Source organism: Solwaraspora sp. WMMD937 (assembly GCF_029581175.1).
Classification (GTDB): domain Bacteria; phylum Actinomycetota; class Actinomycetes; order Mycobacteriales; family Micromonosporaceae; genus Micromonospora_E.
In genome coordinates this window covers 2,234,869-2,257,269 of sequence record NZ_CP120738.1, presented here as the reverse complement: position 1 = coordinate 2,257,269, position 22,401 = coordinate 2,234,869, and the positions used below count along the sequence as shown (strand labels likewise).

Annotated in this window: 22 protein-coding genes; 11 read left to right on the top strand and 11 right to left on the bottom strand. The window is 71.1% G+C overall.

Annotated elements, in window-relative coordinates; translation table 11 throughout:
• The first annotated feature begins 174 nt into the window (after positions 1–174).
• The 6 genes from O7621_RS09750 (at position 175) to O7621_RS09725 (ending at position 5,759) form a co-directional block, all read left to right on the top strand.
• Positions 175–654, top strand: a complete 480-nt coding sequence (locus tag O7621_RS09750; RefSeq protein ID WP_282233667.1) for an Lrp/AsnC family transcriptional regulator — start codon at positions 175–177, stop codon at positions 652–654.
• 187 nt (positions 655–841) lie between these two features.
• Positions 842–1,051, top strand: a complete 210-nt coding sequence (locus O7621_RS09745) for a hypothetical protein (protein WP_282233666.1) — start codon at positions 842–844, stop codon at positions 1,049–1,051.
• A 132-nt stretch (positions 1,052–1,183) separates the two neighbouring features.
• Entirely contained in the window at positions 1,184–2,095 is a 912-nt protein-coding gene (locus O7621_RS09740; protein ID WP_282233665.1) for an SPFH domain-containing protein, read from the top strand.
• 101 nt (positions 2,096–2,196) lie between these two features.
• Positions 2,197–2,448: a hypothetical protein gene (locus tag O7621_RS09735; RefSeq protein WP_282233664.1), complete on the top strand. Its 252-nt coding sequence runs from the start codon at positions 2,197–2,199 to the stop codon at positions 2,446–2,448.
• A gap of 544 nt (positions 2,449–2,992) precedes the next feature.
• Positions 2,993–4,339 carry an aspartate aminotransferase family protein gene (locus tag O7621_RS09730; RefSeq protein WP_282233663.1) on the top strand — a complete coding sequence of 449 codons (1,347 nt, stop codon included), beginning with the start codon at positions 2,993–2,995 and terminating at the stop codon, positions 4,337–4,339.
• Between the two features lie 70 nt (positions 4,340–4,409).
• Positions 4,410–5,759, top strand: a complete 1,350-nt coding sequence (locus O7621_RS09725; protein WP_282234528.1) for an FAD-binding oxidoreductase — start codon at positions 4,410–4,412, stop codon at positions 5,757–5,759.
• A gap of 69 nt (positions 5,760–5,828) precedes the next feature.
• Here O7621_RS09725 and O7621_RS09720 read toward each other — a convergent pair whose 3' ends face one another.
• A complete protein-coding gene (locus tag O7621_RS09720) occupies positions 5,829–6,200 on the bottom strand; it encodes a DUF3499 domain-containing protein (protein WP_282233662.1) in 372 nt (123 codons plus the stop codon).
• 219 nt (positions 6,201–6,419) lie between these two features.
• Between O7621_RS09720 and O7621_RS09715 the strand changes: the two genes are divergently transcribed.
• Positions 6,420–6,785 (top strand): metallopeptidase family protein, encoded by a 366-nt coding sequence (locus O7621_RS09715; protein ID WP_233606708.1) that lies wholly within the window; start codon positions 6,420–6,422, stop codon positions 6,783–6,785.
• A 32-nt stretch (positions 6,786–6,817) separates the two neighbouring features.
• On the opposite strand, the gene O7621_RS09710 is transcribed toward O7621_RS09715, so the two are convergent.
• The 6 genes from O7621_RS09710 to O7621_RS09685 all read right to left on the bottom strand — a co-directional run bounded on the left by O7621_RS09710 (position 6,818) and on the right by O7621_RS09685 (position 13,424).
• The gene (locus O7621_RS09710) at positions 6,818–7,075 is read right to left on the bottom strand and encodes a WhiB family transcriptional regulator (RefSeq protein WP_123605977.1); all 258 of its coding nucleotides are present in this window, start codon (positions 7,073–7,075) and stop codon (positions 6,818–6,820) included.
• Between the two features lie 489 nt (positions 7,076–7,564).
• Positions 7,565–7,930 carry a phospholipase gene (locus tag O7621_RS09705; RefSeq protein ID WP_282233661.1) on the bottom strand — a complete coding sequence of 122 codons (366 nt, stop codon included), beginning with the start codon at positions 7,928–7,930 and terminating at the stop codon, positions 7,565–7,567.
• A 57-nt stretch (positions 7,931–7,987) separates the two neighbouring features.
• Complete coding sequence (locus tag O7621_RS09700) at positions 7,988–9,376, bottom strand: DUF4331 domain-containing protein (RefSeq protein ID WP_282233660.1); 1,389 nt, start codon at positions 9,374–9,376, stop codon at positions 7,988–7,990.
• A gap of 80 nt (positions 9,377–9,456) precedes the next feature.
• Positions 9,457–9,741 carry a hypothetical protein gene (locus O7621_RS09695; protein WP_282233659.1) on the bottom strand — a complete coding sequence of 95 codons (285 nt, stop codon included), beginning with the start codon at positions 9,739–9,741 and terminating at the stop codon, positions 9,457–9,459.
• 233 nt (positions 9,742–9,974) lie between these two features.
• A complete protein-coding gene (locus tag O7621_RS09690; protein WP_282234527.1) occupies positions 9,975–12,500 on the bottom strand; it encodes a bifunctional FO biosynthesis protein CofGH in 2,526 nt (841 codons plus the stop codon).
• A gap of 129 nt (positions 12,501–12,629) precedes the next feature.
• Positions 12,630–13,424, bottom strand: a complete 795-nt coding sequence (locus O7621_RS09685; protein WP_282233658.1) for a hypothetical protein — start codon at positions 13,422–13,424, stop codon at positions 12,630–12,632.
• Between the two features lie 79 nt (positions 13,425–13,503).
• On the opposite strand from O7621_RS09685, the gene cofD reads away from it, so the two are divergent.
• Positions 13,504–14,523, top strand: a complete 1,020-nt coding sequence (cofD, locus tag O7621_RS09680; RefSeq protein ID WP_282233657.1) for a 2-phospho-L-lactate transferase — start codon at positions 13,504–13,506, stop codon at positions 14,521–14,523.
• Entirely contained in the window at positions 14,520–15,677 is a 1,158-nt protein-coding gene (locus O7621_RS09675; RefSeq protein ID WP_282233656.1) for a coenzyme F420-0:L-glutamate ligase, read from the top strand. The genes cofD and O7621_RS09675 overlap by 4 nt, the downstream gene beginning before the upstream one ends.
• A 13-nt stretch (positions 15,678–15,690) precedes the next feature.
• Here the strand turns inward: O7621_RS09675 and O7621_RS09670 are convergent, their stop codons facing one another.
• Positions 15,691–16,791, bottom strand: a complete 1,101-nt coding sequence (locus O7621_RS09670; RefSeq protein WP_282233655.1) for a sugar phosphate nucleotidyltransferase — start codon at positions 16,789–16,791, stop codon at positions 15,691–15,693.
• A gap of 78 nt (positions 16,792–16,869) precedes the next feature.
• The gene (locus tag O7621_RS09665; protein ID WP_282233654.1) at positions 16,870–18,033 is read right to left on the bottom strand and encodes a glycosyltransferase family 1 protein; all 1,164 of its coding nucleotides are present in this window, start codon (positions 18,031–18,033) and stop codon (positions 16,870–16,872) included.
• A gap of 197 nt (positions 18,034–18,230) precedes the next feature.
• On the opposite strand from O7621_RS09665, the gene O7621_RS09660 reads away from it, so the two are divergent.
• Positions 18,231–18,938 (top strand): TIGR03089 family protein, encoded by a 708-nt coding sequence (locus O7621_RS09660; protein ID WP_282233653.1) that lies wholly within the window; start codon positions 18,231–18,233, stop codon positions 18,936–18,938.
• 37 nt (positions 18,939–18,975) lie between these two features.
• Here O7621_RS09660 and O7621_RS09655 read toward each other — a convergent pair whose 3' ends face one another.
• Both O7621_RS09655 and O7621_RS09650 read right to left on the bottom strand, forming a co-directional pair.
• A complete protein-coding gene (locus O7621_RS09655) occupies positions 18,976–19,314 on the bottom strand; it encodes a hypothetical protein (protein ID WP_282233652.1) in 339 nt (112 codons plus the stop codon).
• Between the two features lie 69 nt (positions 19,315–19,383).
• Complete coding sequence (locus O7621_RS09650) at positions 19,384–21,393, bottom strand: acetoacetate--CoA ligase (RefSeq protein WP_282233651.1); 2,010 nt, start codon at positions 21,391–21,393, stop codon at positions 19,384–19,386.
• Positions 21,394–21,666: 273 nt separating this feature from the next.
• Here O7621_RS09650 and O7621_RS09645 point away from each other — a divergent pair, with 273 nt between their 5' ends.
• The gene (locus tag O7621_RS09645) at positions 21,667–22,392 is read left to right on the top strand and encodes a hypothetical protein (protein ID WP_282233650.1); all 726 of its coding nucleotides are present in this window, start codon (positions 21,667–21,669) and stop codon (positions 22,390–22,392) included.
• Positions 22,393–22,401 lie beyond the last annotated feature (9 nt).

The window sequence follows — 22,401 nt, the reverse complement described above, 5'->3', positions numbered from 1 at the left end:
GCCGAACAAGCCCTAGTCGACCGGGGGCACCATTGGGAGAAATCCACTGAAGTACATATGATGGAGTGGCAAGAGTCTCGGCGACAAGCGCCCTGACGCGCAGGTCGCTGAGGCTCGGTACCACGGCAGGCGTCGCCAAGGTTGACGGCCAACTTCAGCAGGAAGGTGAGGGCAATGGACACACGGCGGCCCAGCGGTGGCTCCGGTCACGTCGTCCTCGACGACGTGGCGAAACAGATCATCGAACAGTTGCAGGAGGACGGGCGGCGCCCGTACGCGACGATCGGCAAGGCGGTCGGGCTCTCCGAGGCGGCGGTCCGCCAGCGGGTGCAGCGGCTGCTCGACGCCGGGGTGATGCAGATCGTCGCGGTCACCGATCCGCTGCAGCTCGGCTTCCCCCGCCAGGCGATGATCGGGCTGCGTACCGCCGGGGATCTGGAGACGGTCGCCGACCGGCTCGCGGAGCTGGACGAGGTCGACTACGTGGTGATCACCGCCGGGTCGTTCGACCTGCTCACCGAGGTGGTCTGCCGCAACGACGACCATCTGCTGGAGATCCTGCAACGGATGCGTACGGTCGAGGGGGTCGTCTCCACCGAGGCGTTCGTCTATCTGAAGCTGCGCAAGCAGACCTACACCTGGGGTACGGCCTGACCTGCGTCAGCAGCGCCCCACCGGCGGGACCACGGGTGGGCGCCGGTGCGACATATGTCGATTGTTCACCGGGGTCCACAGGGGTCACAACTTGTTGCTACTGTGGAGCTACTCATGGTGATCAGACAGAGAGGCGCCAGCCGTGCTCAAGTATCTTCGCAGCGCATTGGCGGGAACACTACTGGTAGTGGCTACCAGCCTCGCCCTGACGGCCACTCCGGCGCAGAGCGCCCCACCCGACTACTACACCGTCATTTACTACTACTACTCGGACAGCAGCCACACCACCGAGGTCGGCATCGGCTACCGCTTCCGGTGCCCAGATGGCAACTACAAGTATCTGACGGGCGAAAGTACCGCGTACTTCACCTCGATCACGGTCCCGTACTGCTTCTAGCCCGACCAGGACGGCACGGTACGGCCACAAGCCGGCCGCACCGGCAGCTGACACCTGGGGTACGGCCGGACCAGTCGGATTGATTCGCTTCCCTACCCTGACGGCACACGTCGAGGGAAGTGGGGCAAACGGATGCGTCGTCAGCTACGGGTGATCGCGGGTGTCGGTGCGCTGCTGGTGTTGACGGTGACCGGATGCACCACGGTGAGCACCGAGTCGGACCAGGTGGCGCTGCACTACGACGCGGGCGCCTTCTCCAGCACCACCTACCAGGCCTGTGTCACCCAGAACAACCGCACCTGGGACGGTCCGGGCGAGCGGTACTACGTGTACCCGGCCGGCCAGCGCACCTTCGACTTCACCGGCAACGAGGGCTCCGAGTCCACGCCGTTCGTCGTGGTCTCCAAGGACAACCAGGAGCTGACCGTCTCCGGCGGGTTGACCTTCCACCTGGACACCTCGTGTGCCGACGAGGGTGGGATGCTGCGGGAGTTCCATGAGGAGATCGGGCTGAAGTTCCAGCCGGTGATGGACGGCGACGGCCGGACCACCAGCCACTGGCTCGACCTGCTGCGGTTCTACATCGGGCAGCCGCTGCACAAGGCGATGACCACCGAGGCGCAGAAGTACGACTGGTTGGCGTTGTACAACGATCCGGCCACCCGGGCCGCGTTCGAGACGGCGATCAACGAGGACCTGGGCGCGGCGGTGCAGGCCACCACCGGCGGACGGGCGTACTTCCTGCAGTTCAACCTGACCCTGCAGAAACCGACACCGCGTCAGGATCTGGTCGACGGTCTGGCCGCGGTGCAGGTGGCGATCACCGAGCGTCGGGCGATCGTCGAGCAGAACGCCACAGTCGAGGAGAAGCTCAAGCAGATCCGCCAACTCGTCGAGGTGCTCGGCCCGGAGGGCTACATCCTGTACGAGGTGTTCCAGCGCTGCCTGACCGACGAGACCGCGAAGGGCTGCCCGACGTTCCTACCGGTGCCGGCCGGCGGCAGCGTCGACCTCAACGCCGGGCGCCCGGCGAACACCGACTGACCACTCGCGGGTGTTTGTCGGATCTTCACCGCCCCACATTCCACCTACGGGTTGCTACGGTATGACTACCGAAAGTCGAGCATCCTGAAGGGACTCGTACCGTGCCGGCTGTCATCCGCAACGCCCTCGCCGCAGCCCTGCTCGCCGTGTCCACCACCCTCGTGGTCACCAGCGCCCCGGCCCAGGCAGCACCCCCCGACTACTACGTGACCGTCACCCACTACTACTCGGACAGCAGTCACACCAACCGGGTCGGCACCTGGTTGCGTGGCCCCTGCCCCGACCGGGACTGGGACCACCTGTCCGGCGTACGCACCCCGTTCTCCACCAGCGGCATCCACCCCTGCCCGTAGGCACGGACAGGATTTTCCCGGGCCGGCCGGCGTCGGCGACAACCGACCCGGTCGGCTTCGGCGCCTCCCTGACACTGCGCGCCCCGGTGCGCCGTTCGGCCCGGTGCTCGGGCCCTCGCCCTGTCCGAGTCGATCAGGTCGATCGATGCCTCACGCGGGAGTGCCTCCCCGCTGACACTGCCCCACCGCCGGTGCAGCACCACCTCGTCGATCACCGTCACGAGCAACGGCGGGTGCGACCCGGTCAGGATCGTCTGACGCTCCAGTCGGATGGCGACGATCCGCTCCAGCTCCTCGTCGGCGGTGGGCACGCCGCCGATGTGCAGCATCCCCGCGTACCCCTCGGTCTGCAGCACACCAACCACCAAGACGACCCCTCGTCGGTACGGAATTCGTCGCAACCATGTTCATTGACTACTGAAAACGTCGCGGATAGGAGGTCTTGATCTCGTGAACCTTGCAGCGAGCGGCGCATCTGTGCGATAACCGTAGCCAGGACGGCGCTGTGCGGGCGCCGGTGCGACCGACGCGATGGGGCCACGACATGGGCAACCCGACCGACCACCTCTGGCTGCACTTCACCCGGATGTCCAGCTACCGGGACGCCCCGGTGCCGACAATCGTGCGCGGCGACGGCGCGTACGTCTGGGACAGCGAGGGACGCCGGCTGCTGGACGGGCTGGCCGGGCTGTTCGTGGTCAACGCCGGCCACGGGCGCACCGAGCTGGCCGAGGCCGCCGCGAAGCAGGCCAGCGAGCTGGCGTACTTCCCGCTCTGGTCGTACGCGCACCCGACGGCGATCGAGCTGGCCGAGCGGATCGCCGCACTCGCCCCCGGCGACCTCAACCGGGTCTTCTTCACCACCGGCGGCTCCGAAGCGGTGGAGTCGGCCTGGAAGCTGGCCCGCGCCTACTTCAAGCGGATCGGCAAACCCACCAAGCACAAGGTGGTCAGCCGGGACATCGCCTACCACGGGACCACGATGGGGGCGCTGGCGATCACCGGGCTGCCCGGCATCAAGGCCGACTTCGAGCCGCTGGTGCCGGGTGGGATCAAGGTGCCGAACACCAACTTCTACCGGGCGCCGGAGCATGGCGACGACCCGGTGGCGTTCGGCCGGTGGGCAGCCGACGAGATCGGCCGGGCGATCGAACGCGAAGGCCCGGAGACCGTCGCCGCCGTCTTCCTGGAGCCGGTGCAGAACGCCGGCGGCTGTTTCCCGCCGCCGCCGGGCTACTTCGAGCGGGTACGCGAGATCTGCGACGCATACGACGTGCTGCTCGTCTCCGACGAGGTGATCTGCTCGTGGGGCCGGCTCGGCGAGTACTTCGGCGCCCAGCGGTACGGCTACCAGCCGGACATCATCACCACCGCCAAGGCGCTCACCTCCGGCTACTCCCCGCTCGGCGCGATGATCGCGTCCGACCGGCTGATCGAGCCGTTCCTGCACGGCACCGAGTCGTTCGGTCACGGGATCACCTTCGGCGGGCATCCGGTCTCCTGCGCGGTGGCGCTGGCCAACCTGGAGATCTTCGCCCGGGAGGAACTGACCGGGCGCGTACGGACCAACGAAAGCGCTTTCCGGGGCTCGCTGGAAAAGCTGTACGACCTGCCGATCGTCGGGGACATCCGGGGCGACGGGTACTTCTACGGCATCGAACTGGTCAAGGACAAGGCGACCCGGGAGAGCTTTGACGACGCTGAGTCGGAGCGGCTGCTGCGCGGGTTCCTCTCCGGCGCACTGTTCGCCGCCGGGCTGTACTGCCGGGCCGACGACCGGGGCGATCCGGTGATCCAGCTCGCCCCGCCGCTGATCGCCGGCCAGGCCGAGTTCGACGAGATCGAGCAGATCCTGCGGGCCGTGCTGTCCGAGGCCTGGCAGCGACTGTAGCGCTGGGGCGACAACAGGAGGGTCGTGGACCCTGCGCGGTCACGGTGACTACCGGGACGTGTCGCACTGGATGGCCACCGTCGACGATGAGCTGGCGACCCGGCCCGCGCTGGACGGCGACACGACCGCCGACGTGGCGATCATCGGTGCCGGCTACACCGGGCTGTGGACCGCGTACTACCTGGCCCGCGCCGACCCGGCGCTGCGGATCGTGGTGCTGGAGCGGGAGATCGCCGGGTACGGCGCCTCCGGGCGCAACGGCGGCTGGTGCTCGGCGCTGCTGCCCAGCTCACCGACCGCGTTGGCCCGCCGGCACGGCCGGGACGCCGCCCTCGCGATGCAGCAGGCCATGTACGCCACGGTCGACGAGGTCGGCCGGGTCGCCGCCGCCGAGGGCATCGACTGCCACTGGAGCCACGGCGGCACAGTCACCCTGGCCCGTACCCCGGCGCAGTTGCGGCGGGCCGAAGCGGCGGTGACCGAAATCCATGCGTACGGCGGCACCGATGCCGACCTCACCCTGCTGGACGCTGACGCGGCAACCGCCCGGTGCGCCGCCGACGGCGTACTCGGTGGCACCTACACCCCGCACTGCGCAGCGATCCACCCGGCCCGGCTGGTCCGTGGCCTGGCCCGGGCCGTCGAACGGCGCGGGGTGACGATCCACGAACGGACCCCGGTCGTCGGGTACGGCCCCGGGGCGGCCCGGACACCGACCGGCACGGTCCGCGCCCCGGTGGTGGTACGGGCGACCGAGGGTTACACCCCGGCGCTGCCCGGCGCCCGCCGCGCAGTGGCCCCGATCTACTCGCTGATGATCGCCACCGAGCCGTTGCCGGACGAGATTTGGGCCCGGATCGGGCTGGCTCGGCGGGAGACGTTCAGCGACTACCGGCATCTGATCATCTACGGGCAGCGGACCGCCGACGGCCGGCTGGCATTCGGCGGGCGGGGCGCGCCGTACCACTTTCGGTCCCGGGTCCGGGCCGAGTACGACCGCGACCCTCGGGTGTTCACCGCGCTGCGCAGCACGCTCGGCGAGCTGTTCCCGGTGCTCGGCGACGCGGTGCCGGTGGCCCGTGCCTGGGGCGGCCCGCTCGGCGTCGCCCGCGACTGGGCGGCGTCGGTGGGGTTGGGCCGGGCCACCGGGCTGGCCTGGGCCGGCGGATACGTCGGCGACGGGGTGGGCACCGCCAACCTGGCCGGCCGTACCCTCGCCGATCTGATCCTCGGCGTGGACAGCGAGCTGACCGCGCTGCCCTGGGTCGGGCACCGCTCGCCGCGCTGGGAGCCGGAGCCGCTGCGCTGGCTCGGCGTCAACGCGGGTCTGCGGCTGGTGACCGCCGCCGACGCGGCCGAGGCGCGCGGCGACCGGCCGTCCCGGCTGACCGGGCTGCTGGGCCGGCTGACCGGACACTGACGCGGTCGGCCGTACCGCTGCCTGCGGTCCGGTCGGCTCGGCGGGGGTCGGGGGCGGATCGGCCCGAGGTCAGGCTGGTGGGATCACCCGGAGGTGGCCACGGCGGCCGGTCGAGGGGTTGATGTCGATGTCGACGGCCTCCGGGGCGCCGGGGCGTGGTGGTGGGGCCGGTCGGGCCGCTTCCCGGACCGCCTCGGCGAGCGCCACCAGATCGTCGGTGGTCGGTGGGGGCGGGTCGAACTCACCCTCGTGCCGGACGACCTGCCACCCACGGGGCGCGGTCAGGCTACGGGCGTGCTGCTCGCAGAGGTCGTAGGTGTGCGGTTCGGCGAACGCGGCGAGCGGGCCGACCACCGCAGTCGACTCGTTGTAGACATAGGTCAACGTGGCGACGGCCTGGCGGGGGCAGCCGTTGCGGGAGCAGCGCCGTGGTGACCTCACGGCGGCACGTTATCTCTAATACCGGCTCGACTACCAGCTTGCCGACGCGACACGCCGGGACTCCTGATCCGCACGCCCGGAAAGGGCCGATCCGGACTACGCTGGGCAGGTGACCGGAGGATCCCAGTGACCATCCCCGTGCCCGGCAGCGCGCAGACGCCCCGCCGGGCGCGTCGGGATCGCCGGGACCGGCACGGGCGCGGGCTGCGCGGTCGGCTGGTGCCGGCGACGGTGCCGTTGGCCCGGACCAAGGCCGAGGTCTTCGACGAGCTGGTCCTGGACACGGTCGAGACGCTGGAGCGGCGCTTCGCGAAGGAGCTGGCTGGCGTCGAATTCGCCGTCGAGGACGTCCCACCTGATCTGAACGTGTACGACTCCGACGTGCTGGAGGACGGTGAGGTGCCGCTGGCCCGGCTGCTGCCCGGCCGGCCGGGGCGTCAGGAGATGCCGCCGCGGATCGTGCTCTACCGGCGTCCGCTGGAGTTCCGGGCGTTGAACCGGGAGGATCTCGCCGACCTGGTGCACGACGTGATCATCGAGCAGGTGGCGAATCTGCTCGGCGTCGACCCGGACGAGCTGGCCTGACTCGGCAACTCGTCCGGGTCGACAGCGGCAGGTCAGGCGACCCTGCGCTTGAGCTTACGTCGTTCCCGCTCGGACAGTCCGCCCCAGATGCCGAACCGCTCGTCGTGACCGAGTGCGTACTCCAGGCACTCGGACTTCACCTCGCAACGAGAGCAGATCCGCTTGGCCTCGCGGGTGGATCCGCCCTTCTCCGGGAAGAACGCCTCCGGATCGGTCTGCGAGCACAGCGCCCGCTCCTGCCACTCCGGGGCGTTACCGAGCAGGTCCGCGACCTCCAGCCGACCATCCATACGCGTGCCTCCTTTCGCGCGCCGCCCCACCCGGCCGGCGCAACCCCCCACGCGGAAGGCGTGTCCATTTTGCCCGTTCGATCCGGTTTTGATGCAGCCCGTCCGAGCGACCCCGTGGAAATTACACGCGTGTAATGCGTGCGTCGTCAAGACGAACCTGGTAAATGGGCTTGCTGTCGCGCACCGGTCACCCGCCCTCCCCGTCGTCATCCGGCCCGCAACCTGCCCTATCGATTCAGACCCCCACCGGGTAACGCGGGACCGGCGAGTCGCACCACCCTGCCCGGCCTGACCGGCACATCCCAACGACGACGCGGTCCGCAGACGACATCGAGCCGGTGCCGCTCACGCGGCACCGGCTCGATGTCCGGTCGGACGACCGGTCTACCTCACTTGCCCTACTTCCCTCCCCAGGGGTCGATCACGCCTGCGGCCCAGCCGATCGCGCCCAGTGCGTCGATTTCGTCACACTGTCGTGCGGGAGTCCCGTCACCCTGTTTTGGGGATCAGCCGCCCAGCGGTGGCGTGCTGCGGCCAGACGAACTCGGTCACCGCCCCGCCGGTGATCGTCACCTGACCGGCAGGCACCTCGTCGGAGCGCCACACGGTGTAGGAGCCCGCCGGCAGATCGGTGTAGACGGCACTGAAGAAGACTCCGTCGCGTACCTGCCGCTCCCGGACCGCCGCATGGGTGCGCGGGGCCGGATCCGGCCGGTCCGGGCCGGCGGTCGGGCTGATCTCGATCTCCCGGCCGTGGAACTCCTGTCCGGTGTAGATGATCAGCGCACCCATGTCGCCGCCGATGTCGAGGACGACGCCGCCGGTCTCCGACGGGGCCAGACTGTGCTCGTGCATGCTCCCCACCTTCTCTGGATCTGCCGGGGGTCGGCCCGGACGGGACGTGCGGGCCGGTCAGGACGGGTTGTTGAAGCCGTCGTAGGGCACGCCGAGATACGGGAAATGCTTCAGGAACGGGGCGGTCACGTCGGCGGCGCTCAGCCCGTGGGTCACCGCGCCGGCCGCGTCGTCCGGGGTGAAGTTCTTGTCGATCAGCGGGAACGTCAACCCGGCGATGGCCCGCAGCGAGATGGTGACCACGTCGTCGGTCGTCCGGCGGCCGTTCGGAAAACCGGCCAGGTCGCCGCCGAGCAGACCGAACCGACTCGACCGCTTCGCTGGCGGGATCGCGGTGTTCAGCCGCAGCATGTCCGCCTGCAGATCGCCGGTGTTGTTCTGAAAACCGTCGATCAGCCCGGCCGGGATCCCGGTCAGTAGGATCGCCACCAGATCGGCTCGGGGCACCCCAGACTCGTTGAGCTCGGCAAGGTTGGGAAAGACGTCCGGGTAGAGCACCGGCAGCAGCTGCGCCAGTTCGGGCTTCTCCACCAGGCCCGCGAAGCGCTTGTCCTCCGACGGGGGCAGAGTGTTCCACAGGTCCTTCTGCGCCATCGGCACGATGACCTCGTTGAACAGTGGATTGCCGAGTCGCGACACCTGCACCGCCGGTCCGACGTTGACGTCGGCCGCCTTGGCACTGCCCAGCATCCGTACCTGCTGACGCGCGGCGGAGGTCCAGACCCCGATCACCGAACGCTGGTCGTTGACGTCGTACCGGCCGCCGCCGCTGACCAGGTCGGTGATCGGGACCTGCAGCGCGATGCTGGAGACGTTCAGCCGGTCGGTCGCGTTGACCGGTTCGTCCGCCACGTTGAAGATGTCCTTGCCGACCACGTGGAGCTGCTGGAACGGCCGTAGGTTTCCGAGGTCGAAGATCGAGCCCAGGTCGACGAAGAACCCCTCAGCCCGCTGCCCGGCGAAGACCCGTTCACCGCTCTTGAGCTGGAACGTGGCGTCGTTGGCAAGCCCCACGTAGTCGGGCGTGGACAGCGGACCGATGTTGCACGGCGGGCAGGGCACGTCGCGGGCCAGCAGCTGCGCCTTGCCGTGCGCATCGACCTTGGTAAGACTGTAGAACTGACGCCTGTTCCAGTTCTCACTGTCCAGGGCGTCGATTGGCCCGGTGTTGTAGAGGAACGTGTTCTCGTTGGTGATCTCGGTGCGGAACTGAAACTGGTAGGTGATGTCCGGATGGCCGTCACCGTTGTTGTCCACATGGATCGAGTAGAGCACGTCATCGCCGAACTCGAAGAAGTTCGGCCCGCCCGACGGCACCTGGAAAGGCAGATAGTTGGCGATCAGAGTGACCGTGTCCGGACGGTCCGGACTTACAAAGGCATAGACGTCGGTGCTGTCAGCGACCGGGTCCTTGGATATCTCCGGCGCTTCACGGTGCGAAGACATGACGAACCTACCTCACATAGCCTGAGAGAATCAATGAATGACGCGGTACGCGTCAGGTGAGACGTGCCCTTACGGCGCACTCAGCCCTGGCGGGCGGCGCGCTGCAACCGGGCGGCTAGGCTTTTGTCTTGTACCTCGATCCGCGACGTGCCGACGAAGACGTCCAACGTCCCGTTGGACGGATCCCGCAGGTGGACGACGATCGCCTCGTCATTCGAGGCTGCTCCGGCGAGCCGGCTGTCCACGGCCGACGACAGGCCGCTGACGCTGACCGCGGCCGCGCCGACACCCGCACTCGCCGCCACGGTCAGCACCTGGCGGCGGGAAATCTTGAACTTCGGTCGGTTTCGCTGGCGAGTTCTCATGGACAACCCTTCCGGTGGGTCAGGGGGTAACCCACTGTCGCGATGGGACCAGTGCCGGCGCGGCCCATCTGTCACCCGCAGTCGCCGGCACCTATCCATACGGCCGACGACGCCGGTGGGTTCGATCATCCGCGAATCGACTTCTGTCGGACGCGCCACGCAGGGTGTCGGCCGGGACCGGGCCGGTCCGGCCGCCGGTGGGCAGCGATGGGCGCGGGGCCGGACAGCCGGCCTCAGCGTTGGTACGCGGTGGACCGTCGGACCGCCGGACGGCCGGCGGCGGCCGCGATCGACTGCAACTGCGCCTCGGTACGCGCCGAGCCGTTGGCCGAACCGGCCATCCGGGAGATCGTCTCCTCCATCAGCGTCCCGCCGAGATCGTTGCACCCGCCGCGCAGCATCGCCACGGTGCCCTTGTCGCCGAGCTTCACCCAGGAACACTGGATGTTGTCGATCCGGCCGTGCAGCAGCAGCCGGGCCATGGCGTGCACGGCACGGTTCTCCCGCCAGGTCGGCCCGGGCCGGGCCAGCCCGGCGAGGTAGATCGGCGCATTGGTGTGCACAAATGGCAACGCGACGAACTCGGTGAAGCCGGCGGTGCGGTCCTGCACCCCGGCCAGCACCCGGAAGTGCGCCAACCACTGGCCGGGATGGTCCACGTGCCCGTACATCATCGTCGAGCTGGACCGCAGCCCCAGCTCGTGCGCGGTGGTCACCACCTCGACCCAGGTGGCGGCCGGCAGTTTGCCCTTGGTCAGCACCCACCGCACGTCGTCGTCGAGGATCTCCGCCGCGGTCCCCGGGATGGTGTCCAGTCCCGCCTCGCGCAGCATCAGCAGCCAGTCCCGGACCGGCATGCCCGCCTTCGCGGCGGCGGTGACGATCTCCATCGGGGAGAAGGCGTGCACGTGCAGCTGCGGCACCCGTCGTTTGACCGCCCGGACCAGCTCGGCGTAGGCGGTCACCGGCAGCTTTGGATCGATGCCGCCCTGCATGCAGACCTCGGTGGCACCGGCCCGCCACGCCTCCTCGGCCCGGTCCGCCACCTGCTCGGCAGACAGCCGGAACGCGTCGGCGTCCCGTTCCCGCTGGGCGAACGCGCAGAATCGGCAGCCGACGTAGCAGACGTTGGAAAAGTTGATGTTTCGGTTGACCACGTAGGTGACGTCGTCGCCGACGGTGTCCCGGCGTACCTCGTCGGCGATCCGGCAGAGCTGGTCCAGCGCCGCGCCATCGGCGGTGAACAGGGCGAGCGCCGCGTCGGTGTGCCGTGGTTGCAGCAGCGCCGCCGGATCGTCGGCGGCCAGCCGCAGCCCGGCCCGCAGATTTGCGTCGCCAGCGCCGTCGCTGTTGGTGCCGGCACCGGTCGGTACGCTGATCCGGTCGGCGACCTCGGCCCAGTCGCCGTACACCCGGTCGAAGTCGCCCCGCCGGTCCCCGGTCCGCCCGGTGGTATCGATCGTGGTGTGCAGATCGGTGCGGCCGACCGGGGCGAACACCTCCTCCGGCTCCTGCCAGGGGCGGCCGACCGGCATCGCCGACTCGTCGGCCAGACCGGTGCCCGGCTCGGCGAGCGCCGACACGTGCGCGGCCAGCCGGGGGTCCAGCCACGCCTCGCCGCGCCGCACATACTCGGGGTAGACAGTCAGCCGTTCCCGCAGAGTGAACCCGGCGGCGGCGGTACGCCGGGTCAGCTCGTCGATCTGCGGCCAGGGCCGCTCCGGGTTGACGTGGTCCGGAGTCACCGGCGACACCCCGCCCCAGTCGTCGATGCCGGCCCGCAGCAGCAGCGCGTACTCCCCCTCGACCAGGTTCGGCGGGGCCTGGATGCGGGCACCCGGCCCGAGCAGGAGGCGGCCGACGGCAACCGTCGCGGCCAGGTCACGCAGTTCGGCGTCCGGCATGCCACGCATCGCCGTGTCCGGCTTGGCGCGGAAGTTCTGCAGGATCACCTCCTGGATGTGGCCGTACTCGCGGGCCGCCGACCGGATCGCGAACAGCGACTCGACCCGTTCCCGGAGAGTTTCGCCGATGCCGATCAGCAGGCCGGTGGTGTACGGCACGCCGACCCGACCGGCGTCGGCGATCGCCCGCAGCCGCACCGCCGGTTCCTTGTCCGGCGAGCCGTGGTGCGGGCCGCCCGGCTCGGACCACAGTCGGGTCGCGGTGGTCTCCAGCATCATCCCCATGCTGGGCGCCACCGGCTTGAGCCGTTGCAGCTCGGCCCAGCTCAGCACCCCCGGGTTGAGGTGCGGCAGCAGACCGGTCTCCTCTAGTACGGCGATCGCGCAGGCCCGCAGATAGTCGACAGTGGAGTCGTAGCCCCGCTCGTCCAGCCACCGGCGGGCCGCCGGCCAGCGGTCCTCGGGCCGGTCGCCGAGGGTGAACAACGCCTCCTTACAACCCTGTGCGGCACCGGCCCGGGCGATCGCCAGGACCTCGTCACGGTCCAGGTACGCGGCGGGCAGCCGGCCCGGCACGGTGGCGAAGGTGCAGTAGTGGCAGCGGTCCCGGCAGAGCCGGGTCAACGGGACGAAGACCTTCCGCGAGTACGTGATCACGCCCGGTCGGCCGGCGTCGCGCAGGCCCGCGTCGCGCAGCGAACCGGCGAGGTCGAGCAGTTCGTCGAACTCGCCATCGGTGGCGGCCAGCAGCGCGACCGCCTCGTCCAGGTCGAGACTGCGGCCGGTCGCGGCACGACGCAGCGCCCGCCGGACACTGGCGGTGGTGGGCTGTTCCGCCGGGGCGGCCCCGGTCACCCGGGCGACGACGGATTCGGTGTGCTCGGCCACCAGTGCAGACTAGGCCCTCGGGCCTGCGCCGGCCGGTGGCGCTCGCCACAGCGGTCACCGGCGACCCGGAGCTGGGCCGCCGGCGACCGGGGCCGATCAGGAGATTCGCTGGGTCGGCCCGTCCGGTCCCGGCTCCTGCGGACCGGGCTCGTTCCCAGCCGGCCCTGGCTTGTCCCCGGGCGGGGCGGGCGGCCCGGACGACGGCGCCGTCGGCGCAGGCGGCGCGTACATCGGATGCGGGCCGCTCTGCGGTGGTGGCGGTGGCGGGTACGCCGGTCCGGGCTGACCGGACTGACCGGGCTGGTGGTACGGGTGGTACGGAGCGGGCTGGCCGTACTGCCCTGCTGGGCCGTAGCCCGGCGGTGGGCCGTAGCCGCCCGGTGCCGGCGGCTTCGGTCGCACCACCTGGTAGCGGCCCTGCCAGACCCGCCACAGCGCGTACCCGGCGACGCCGAGCACCGCCAGCCACGCCGCCCGGGTCAACAACGCCTGAAATCCGCTGCGGATGGTGTCGTCGACCAGCACGACGAAGCCGACCAGCAGCCCGAACAGACTACCGAACACCGCTGCGACGGCGTACTCGACGAGGGCGACCAGGGTCATCAGCCGGGCCCGGCCCAGCTCCGGGGTGAGGTGCGTGGCGAGCAGCACCGCCAGCAACGGGAAGCTGACCGTGGTCAGGTTGACGAAGTTGTCGAAACTGTCCGCCGAGCGGCGGGCGAACCCCGGCCCGGAGCCGAGCCGGTACGGGACAAGCAGGTCCAGCAACGCCGTGAACAGGAACACCGCGGTGGCACCGAGCAGGACGGCGGCGGCGAGCTCCCGCAGTGGCATGGTGAGGTTTCTGGCTGGTGGCCGGTCGCCGGGCCCAGCCTCTGGTTGGGTGGTCACGCGTTCTCCCGGTGCTCGCAGGTGGCGGCGGTCGATGCCGGTGAGCGTAGTGCTCCGCCGATGGACGAGGATGGACGGCATGCGGATCGTGGTACTGACCGGCGGGATCGGCGGCGCGAAGTTCCTGATCGGCGCGCGGGAGTACGCCCGACGCACGGGAGCCGAGCTGACCGCCGTGGTCAACGTCGGTGACGACGTCATCCTGCACGGACTGCGGATCAGCCCGGACCTGGACAGCGTGATGTACACACTCGGCGGTGGCGCGGATCCGGAGCGCGGCTGGGGCCGGGTCGGTGAGACGTGGGCGGTGAAGAACGAGCTGGCCGCGTACCAGGCGGAACCGACCTGGTTCGGGCTCGGCGACCGGGACGTCGCCACCCATCTGGTCCGCACCACCATGCTCAACGCCGGCTACCCGCTGTCGGCGGTCACCGAGGCGCTCTGCGCCCGCTGGCAGCCGGGGGTGAGGCTGCTGCCGGCCACCGACGACCGGCTGGAGACCCACGTCGTCGTCTCGGACCCGGAGCCGAACCCGGCGCAGGGGCTGGGGCTGGGGCAGGGGCCCGATGCCGGCGGTGAGCGGGCCATCCACTTCCAGGAATGGTGGGTACGCCATCGGGGCGCGCTGCCCACCCACCGGTTCGTCTTCGTCGGCGCGGCACAGGCCAAGCCGGCGGCCGGCGTACCGGAGGCACTGGCCGCCGCCGACGTCGTGCTGATCGCACCGAGCAACCCGGTGGTGAGCATCGCGCCGGTGCTCGCCGTACCCGGGATCCGCGAAGCGCTGGCCGGCAATACGGCCCCGGTGGTCGGGGTGTCGCCGATCATCGGCGACGCCCCGGTACGCGGCATGGCCGACCGGTGCCTCGCGGTGCTGGGTGAACCGTGCACGGCGGCGGGTGTTGCGGCGCTCTACGGTGCCCGGCGCGCCGGTGGGCTGCTGGACGGCTGGCTGGTCGACCCGGTGGACGGGGCCACCCGGGTGGACGGGATCGAGGTGCGGGCCGTACCGCTGTGGATGTCCGACGAGGCGGCGACGGCCGCGATGGTCGGCGCCGCGATCGAGCTGGCCGGCCGGCCGACCGGGGTGACCGGATGAGGCTGGAGGTCCTGCCGGTCACCGGGATCGGCGAGGTGCTCCCCGGTGACGACCTGGCGGCGCTGATCGGGGACGCCGCGCCGTGGCTGCGCGACGGCGACGTCCTCGTGGTGACCAGCAAGATCGTTTCCAAGGCCGAGGGCCGGCTGGTGGACCTGCCGGCCGACGATCCGGACCGCAGCCGGGTCCGCGACGAGGTGCTGGCCGCCGAGACCGTCGAGGTGGTGGCGCGGCGTGGGGCGACCCGGATCGTCCGCACCCGGCACGGGTTCGTGATGGCGGCCGCCGGGATCGACAACTCGAACGTGGCTCCTACCCGGCTGGTGCTGTTACCGGTCGACCCGGACCGGTCGGCCCGCCAACTGCGGGCCGGGTTGCACGCCCGGCTGGGGCTCGATCTGGCGGTCGTCGTGTCGGACACCATGGGACGGCCGTGGCGCAACGGCCTGACCGACGTCGCGCTGGGGGCCGCCGGCATCGATCCGGTGCGCGACTACCGCGGCCAGTTCGACCGGTACGGCAACGAGCTACGGCTGACCCAGATGGCGGTGGTCGACGAGATGGCCGCTGCCGGGGACCTGGTGAAGGGCAAGTCGGAGCAGGTGCCGGTGGCGGTGGTCCGCGGCTATCCGTGGCGGCCGGAACCGTCGGCGGGGCCGGCCGGTCCCGACGGGCCGGGCGTGCACCCATTGATCCGCGAACCAGGTCAGGACCTGTTCACGCTGGGTACGGCGGAGGCCCGGCGGGCCGGGCTGCTCGCGGCGGCGACCCTGCCGCCGGCCGGGCCGGCGGGCGCCCCGGCCACCGGGGTCGACGACCCTCGTCCGGTCGACGGCGAGACCGTGGCCCGGGCGGTCCGGCTGGTGTCCGAGGTGGTGGCACCCGGCACCCGCTTCGAACTGGCCGACGCCGACGACCAGCGGACCGCGGCCGACGGTCTGCCGGCCGACGGTCTGCCGGCCGACGCGGCGTACCCGGTCTTGCTGCGCTGCCGGCCGCCCGGCGATACGCCGCCGGACCTGGTGCGCTTCGGCGCCGACCTGCACCGGCTACGGGCGGCGCTGGCGGCCGACGGCGTCGCCAGCGCCGAGCTAGGTACTGTTGCCGGCCCCGACGGCACCGTCGTCGCACTCGGGCTCGTCGCGCCGCCGTGACGGACCGGGTGGCCTACACGTAGCCGTCCTCGCCGCGTTCCTTGAGCGCGTCCACCAGCCGCTTGACGTCCTGCGCCCGATCGCGCGGGCAGACCATCACCGCGTCCGGGGTGTCCACCACGATCAGGTCCCGTACGCCGAGCGCCGCGACCAGCCGGCCGGAGTGCGGCACCACCACCAGGCCGCTGCTGTCCCGCAGCAGCACCCCCGGCTTCTCCTCGGCCGCCGGGGCGCCGAGGACGACGTTGCCGTCCGGATCGGCGGGCAGCACGTCGCCGAGGGTGTGGAAGTCCCCGACGTCGTTCCAGCCGAAGTCGCCGGGGACGGTGCCGACCCGCCCGGCGGCGGCCGCGCCCTCCATCACCGCGTAGTCGACGGAGATGCGGGGCAGTGTCGGCCAGACCTCGCCGAGCACCTCGTCCCGGTCGGGGCTGTCCCACCTGGCCGCGATCCGGGTCAGGCCGGAGTGCAGCTCGGGCTGTTGGCGGGCCAGCTCGGTGAGGAACACGTCGACCCGCCAGACGAACATGCTGGCATTCCAGAGGTGCCGGCCGGAGCGCAGGTATTTTTCGGCGACCGCCAGCCCTGGCTTCTCGGTGAACTGCTCGACCCGGCGGACCGGCCCGGAACCGATGGTGTCGCCGCAGGCCAGGTAGCCGTAGCCGGTCTCCGGCCGGGTGGGGGTGATACCGACGGTCATCAGCAGGCCGGTGCGGGCTCCGTCCACCGCCTGACGAATCGTCTCCACGTACCGGTCGGTGTCGCCGATCAGATGGTCGGCCGCGAACGAACCCATCACGGCCTGCGGTTCACGCCGGGCGACGACTGCGGCGGCGAGGGCGATCGCCGCGCAGGAGTCCCGGGGCGACGGCTCGACGAGCACGTTCTCCTCCGGCACCGTCGCCAACTGCCGGGCGACCGCCGCAGCGTGCGCCGCACCGGTCACCACCAGGATCCGTTCCGGATCGGTCAGCGGCGCCAGCCGTGCGACGGTCGCCTGCAGCAGTGAGGCGGTGGTGCCGGTGAGAGGGTGCAGGAATTTAGGGTTACCGGCGCGGGACAGCGGCCACAGTCGGGTGCCGCTGCCACCCGCCGGGATGACGGCGAAGAGCATCAGCACATCATGCCCGGCACGGGCACGCCACCCGACGAGATGGTGGATACCTATCCGTATCGGTAGGTAGTGGTCGGGTCACCAGGCGACCCGGTTCATGCTGGCGGCCCGGCTCCACGCCGCCACGTGCACCTCGGCGCTGGATGACCAGGTGAACTCCTTGGCCCGGTCCACCCCGGCCTTGGCCAACGCGTGCCGGCGGGACTCGTCGTCGAGCAACGCCACCAGGTCGGCGGCGATCCGGTCCGGATCCTCGCTGGTGTAGGCGACCGCGTCACCGCCGACCTCGGGCAGCGACAGTCGGGGCGTGGTCAGCACCGGGGTACCGCAGGCCATCGCCTCCAGGATCGGCAGTCCGAAGCCCTCCCCGTAGGACGGGTAGGCGGCGACGAGGGCACCGCCGAGAAAACCGGGCAGGTCGGCGTAGCGCAGATAGCCGGGACGCAGTAGCCGCAGGTGGGCGGGGACGTCGGAGACTGCACGGTCGATGTCGTCGTCGTGGCCCTGCCCGCCGGCGACCACGAGCGCCGGCGGCTCGGGCCGGTCCTGCACCGCGCGCACCCAGCCCCGGATCAGGTTGGGCACATTCTTACGCGGCTCCTTGGCACCGAGGAACGCGATGTAGTCGGTGCCGGTCAACCCGAGCCGTGCCCGTACCCTGGCCTTCTCTTCGTCGCTGGGCACGTGGAAGGCGCCGCAGTCGACGCCGTGGTACGCCACGTCGATCCGGGCCTGGTCGGCGTTGAGCAGCCGGATCAGCTCGTCGCGGCTGGCCTTGCTGGGCACGATCACCCGACTGGCCCGGCGCAGCGAGGTCTTGATCGCGCTACGGAAGAAGGTTCGCCGCGACTTGTCGTAGTGCTCCGGTTCGGTGAAGAACGTCGCATCGTGCACAGTTACCGTTACCGGACATCCCGCCCGCATCGGACAGGTGTAGTACGGCGAGTGCAGCACGTCAGCACCGGCCTGCTGGGCGAGCAGCGGCAACCCGGTCTGCTCCCAGGCCAGCCGGGCCGGGCGATGCGCGACGGCGGCCGGCGCGGCAATCACGTCGGCGGCCGGCAACATTCGGGTGTACCGCTCGACATCTGTACGCAGCGCTACGACGGAGAGCTCGACGCCGCTGCCGATGAGCGCGCCGAGGGCCCCCAGCAGGCCGTCAACGTATCGACCGACGCCACCGCGGTCGGTGGGCACGCTCGTGGCGTCGATGAGTACGCGGGGCGGTCGACCGGCGGTCACTGGGCAACTCCTCTAAGGGGGTGGTGGAGGGTTGTGAAGAACGACACGTGTGCCAAGACTACGCCGCCCGACGCCGTCCGCCGTGTCGACGACGCGACCGAAAACGCGTCGCGGCGAACCGCGCCACCGACGATCAGCGGGGCGAGACCGCCCGGTGACAGCGTGTACGCACAGTGACGGCGCTACGCTCGGCTCCGATGACCAACAACCTGGCCGGGCTGCTCGCGGTCGCCGTCGCTGCGGACCCGACACGGCCCCTGCTCACCTGGTACGACGACGCGACCGGCGACCGGACCGAGCTGTCCGGTGCGACGCTGGCCAACTGGGTGGCCAAGACCGCCAACCTGGTGGTGGACGGGGCCGGCGCCGCCGCCGGTGACCACGCCGACGTCGTGCTGCCGGCCCACTGGCAGACCGCCGGCGTCCTGCTCGGTTGCTGGTCGGCCGCGCTGGTGGTGCGGATCGACCCGGCCGCCGGGCCCGGCACCCCGGCTGCGGAAGTGCTCTTCGCCAGCCCACCGGCGGTGCCCGGAGTCGATCGGCGGTCCGCCGGTGAGCGCTACCTGCTCAGCCTCGCCCCGATGGCGGCACCCGCCCGGGAGCTGCCGTCCGGCTGGACCGACTACATCGCCGAGGTACGCGGCCACGGCGACCATTTCACCCCGTACCCGGCGGTCGACCCTCAGGACGCGGAGCTGGCCGGCCGGGCCCGCCGGCGCGGTGCGGAGCTGGGCATCGGGGCCGGGGCCCGGGTCCTGGTCGACTGCGACCGGTACCCGGACCCGACCGACTGGCTGCTGGCGCCGCTGGCCGCCGAGGCGACCATGGTGCTCTGCCGCAACCTCGACCGGCAGCGGCTCGACGGGCGGGTGGCCAGCGAAAAGGTCGACCTGGTCCTGGCCTGAGCGGTCGTCGTCGGCGCCGCCGGACGATCGGGGCCGGTCAGAGTTCGCGGGGCACCACTTCGCGCAGTTCGCCGTCCGGCGCGCAGACGTAGAAACCGGCCCGGTCGGCCAGCCACGGCTTGTCCGCCGCCTCACCGGCGCTGAGCAGCTTCTCCTGCACGCCGAGGATGATGTACCGGGACCCGTCCGGGTTGCCGTCGCGCCAGCCCGGGCCGTACAGCCGGTCGACCAGCATCTCGCGACGCTGTCGCGGCACCGCGCCGTCCACCACCCAGTCGGTTGGCAACCGGTACCAGAAAGTCCGGGTGATCCCGGCCAACGGGTTGAAGGCGTGCGCCCCCTCGACCCGGACGCCGAGCGTGTCGGTGATCTTCAAGCGGAAGTAGACACCCACGCCTGTGAGACGCGCTGCACTGACGCCGCGTTGCCATCCCGGCAGAATCGGTCAGCCCACCGGCGTGCCCCGGTCCTGGGCGAACCGGATGAACGGTGCCAACGCCGCCGGATCGGTCAACGCCCCGGCCGCCGCCGCCTGCCCGGCCGGCACCCCGGTGAGGATCTTCTTCACCGGCACCTCCAGCTTCTTGCCGGACAGCGTCCGAGGCACGGCCGCGACCTGGTGAATTCCGTCCGGCACGTGCCGCGGTGACAGCGCCGACCGCAGCTCACGCACGATCCGGGTACGCAGCGCGTCGTCCAGCCCGACCCCGGCCCGCAACGCCACGAACAGCAGCAACTCCCCCGCCCCGCCCTGTGGATCATCCAGGTGGATCACCAGCGAGTCGGCGACCTCCGGCAGCGCCTCCACCACCGAGTAGAACTCGGCGGTGCCCAACCGCACCCCGCCCCGGTTCAGGGTGGCGTCCGAACGGCCGGTGATGGCGCAGCTGCCGTCCTCGGCGATGGTGATCCAGTCACCGTGGCACCAGACCCCCGGATACCGGTCGAAGTACGCCTGGCGGTAACGGCTGCCGTCCGGGTCGTTCCAGAACCCGACCGGCATGCTCGGCATCGGCTCGGTGATCACCAGCTCGCCCAGCTCACCAACGACCGTCCGGCCGTCGGCGGCCCGGGCCTCGACCCGCGCGCCCAGACACCGGCAGGCGATCTCCCCGGCCCGCACCGGCAACAGTGGTACGCCGCCCACGAACCCGGTGCACACGTCGGTGCCGCCGGACAGCGACGTCAACTGCAGGTCCTCGCCGACCGACTGGTACACCCAGGTGAAACCCTGGGCCGGCAGCGGCGCCCCGGTCGAGCCGACCCCGCGCAGCCGGGACAGGTCGGCGATCCGGCGGGGCACCAGCCCCTCCTTGCGGCAGGCCAGCAGGAACGGCGCCGAGGTGCCGAAGTAGGTGGCACCGGTCTCGGCGGCCAGCCGCCACAGGGTGCCCAGGTCCGGGCTGGCCGGACCGCCCGGGGCCGCACTCACCGCCGGGTTGCCGTCGAACAGCACGATCGCCGCGCCCACCGCCGGCCCGGAGGCGAGGTAGTTCCACATCATCCAGCCGGTGGTGGTGAACCAGAAAAAGCGGTCCCCCGGCCCCAGATCGTGATGCAACGCCAGCATCTTCAGATGCTCCAGCAGGATGCCGCCGTGCCGGTGCACGATCGGCTTCGGCAGCCCGGTGGTGCCCGACGAGTAGAGCACGTACAGCGGCTGGTCGAACGGCACCGGGTCGAACGTCAACGGCTCGTCGGTCGGCGCGGCGAGCGCCTCCCAGGTCGAGGTGGCCCACGACGGGGCGGCCGACGGCTCAGCCGACAGGTACGGGATCAGCACCCGGTGCCGCGCCGACGGCAACGCGTCCGCGATCGCCGCCACCTCGGCCCGGCGGTCGACCGACTTGTCACCGTACCGGTAGCCGTCGACCGCGACCAGCACCGTCGGCTCGATCTGCTGCCAGCGGTCGGTGACGCTGCGAGTGCCGAACTCCGGCGCGCAGGACGAGAAGATTCCACCCAGGCTGGCGGTGGCCAGCATCAGCACGTACGTCTCGGGGATGTTCGGCGCGTACGCCGCGACCCGGTCCCCCGGCCCCACCCCGAGCCGGCGCAGCCCGGCCCGCACCCGGCGGACCTCGTCGCGCAGTTGCCCGACGGTGAGCGTGACCGGCGCTCGGGTCTGGCTGTGCGCGATCACCACCGGGGCGCCCTCGGCCAGCCCGGGGGCGCGCAAAACGTGCTCGGCGTAGTTGAGCCGGGCACCGGGGAACCACTGCGCACCGGGCATCCGCCGGTCGGCGAGCACCTGCTCCACCGGCTGCTGGCCGACCACCTCGAAGTAGTCCCAGATCGACTCCCAGAACCCGGCCAGGTCGTCGACCGACCACTGCCACAGCTGCCGGTAGTCGGCGAACCGCAGCCCTCGGGTGCGCTCCAGCCACGCCAGGTATCCGCCGATCCGGGTCCGCTGCCGCACGTCCGCCGGTGGGCGCCACAGCACCTCGCTCACGACTGACACTCCTCCCCGGGTCACGGCCGCATCGCCGGACCACGTGTGACCGTCCACTTCCATCCTCGCGTACGTCGCGCGCCGCCGGCGGCGGTGCCGCTGATCGATTGTCCTGCCAACCGGGGCGCAACGGAGCGTGCCGGGAACACAAGCTGTCGTCGGCAGGTAGCGCAACGGGCACAGCCTGCGGCGTGTGCCAACGCGTACCCGAAAAAGTGCGCCGCCCGTTGCGCCCCTGCCCGAGCCTCCCGCCCGAAACGGTACGGTTCGCCCATGCGTCATCTCTGGAGCTTCCTCAGCGGTCTGGCTGCGGCGCCGCTGTGCTGGGTGCTGATCGCGGTCGGCCAGACGACGTCGGTCCGCACCATCGCCGGCTGGGTGACTGACGGTAGTTACCACACGGCGACCCTGCTGGCACCGGCCGCGTTCATGTTCGCCGCCGGTCTGCTGCTCGGGCTGCTGGGCACGCTACGGTTCTCCCCGCTCGGTCCACTCACCGCCGGGCTGGCTCTGGCGGCCCCGTACGTCGCGATGTTCGTCGACCCGTTCGGTGCCCGCGACCTGATCGGTACGCCGTGGCGGCTCTTCGGTGAACCGGTGGTACTGCTGCAGCCGGTAGAGAACGGCACTCTCGCGTTGCTCGGAGTGCTGCTCAGCACTGCGGTGCTGAGCCGGCAACGGTGGCGGTCCCGGCCCGCGACGATCGGCACCGCCGACGACAAGGCCGGCTCCGACGCGGCGGCGGCGGAGCCGTTGCCGGTCCGGCCACGCGGCGAGTTCGACCCGTCGCTCTGGTCACTGCCGGGCGGCAGCACCACGACGTCGGACGAATCTGCCGCCGCGCCGCCCGGTCCGGACCGGGCCGACGCCGGCCGGCCGGCGTCGTTGACCACGAAGACGAAGTCGACACTGGCTGCGCCGGCCGAAGACGTTCGACCCGACGGCGACGGACTACGGCCGGCCCGGCCCATCCCCCGGTCCAGTCGGGTGATTCGCTGAACCGACCCA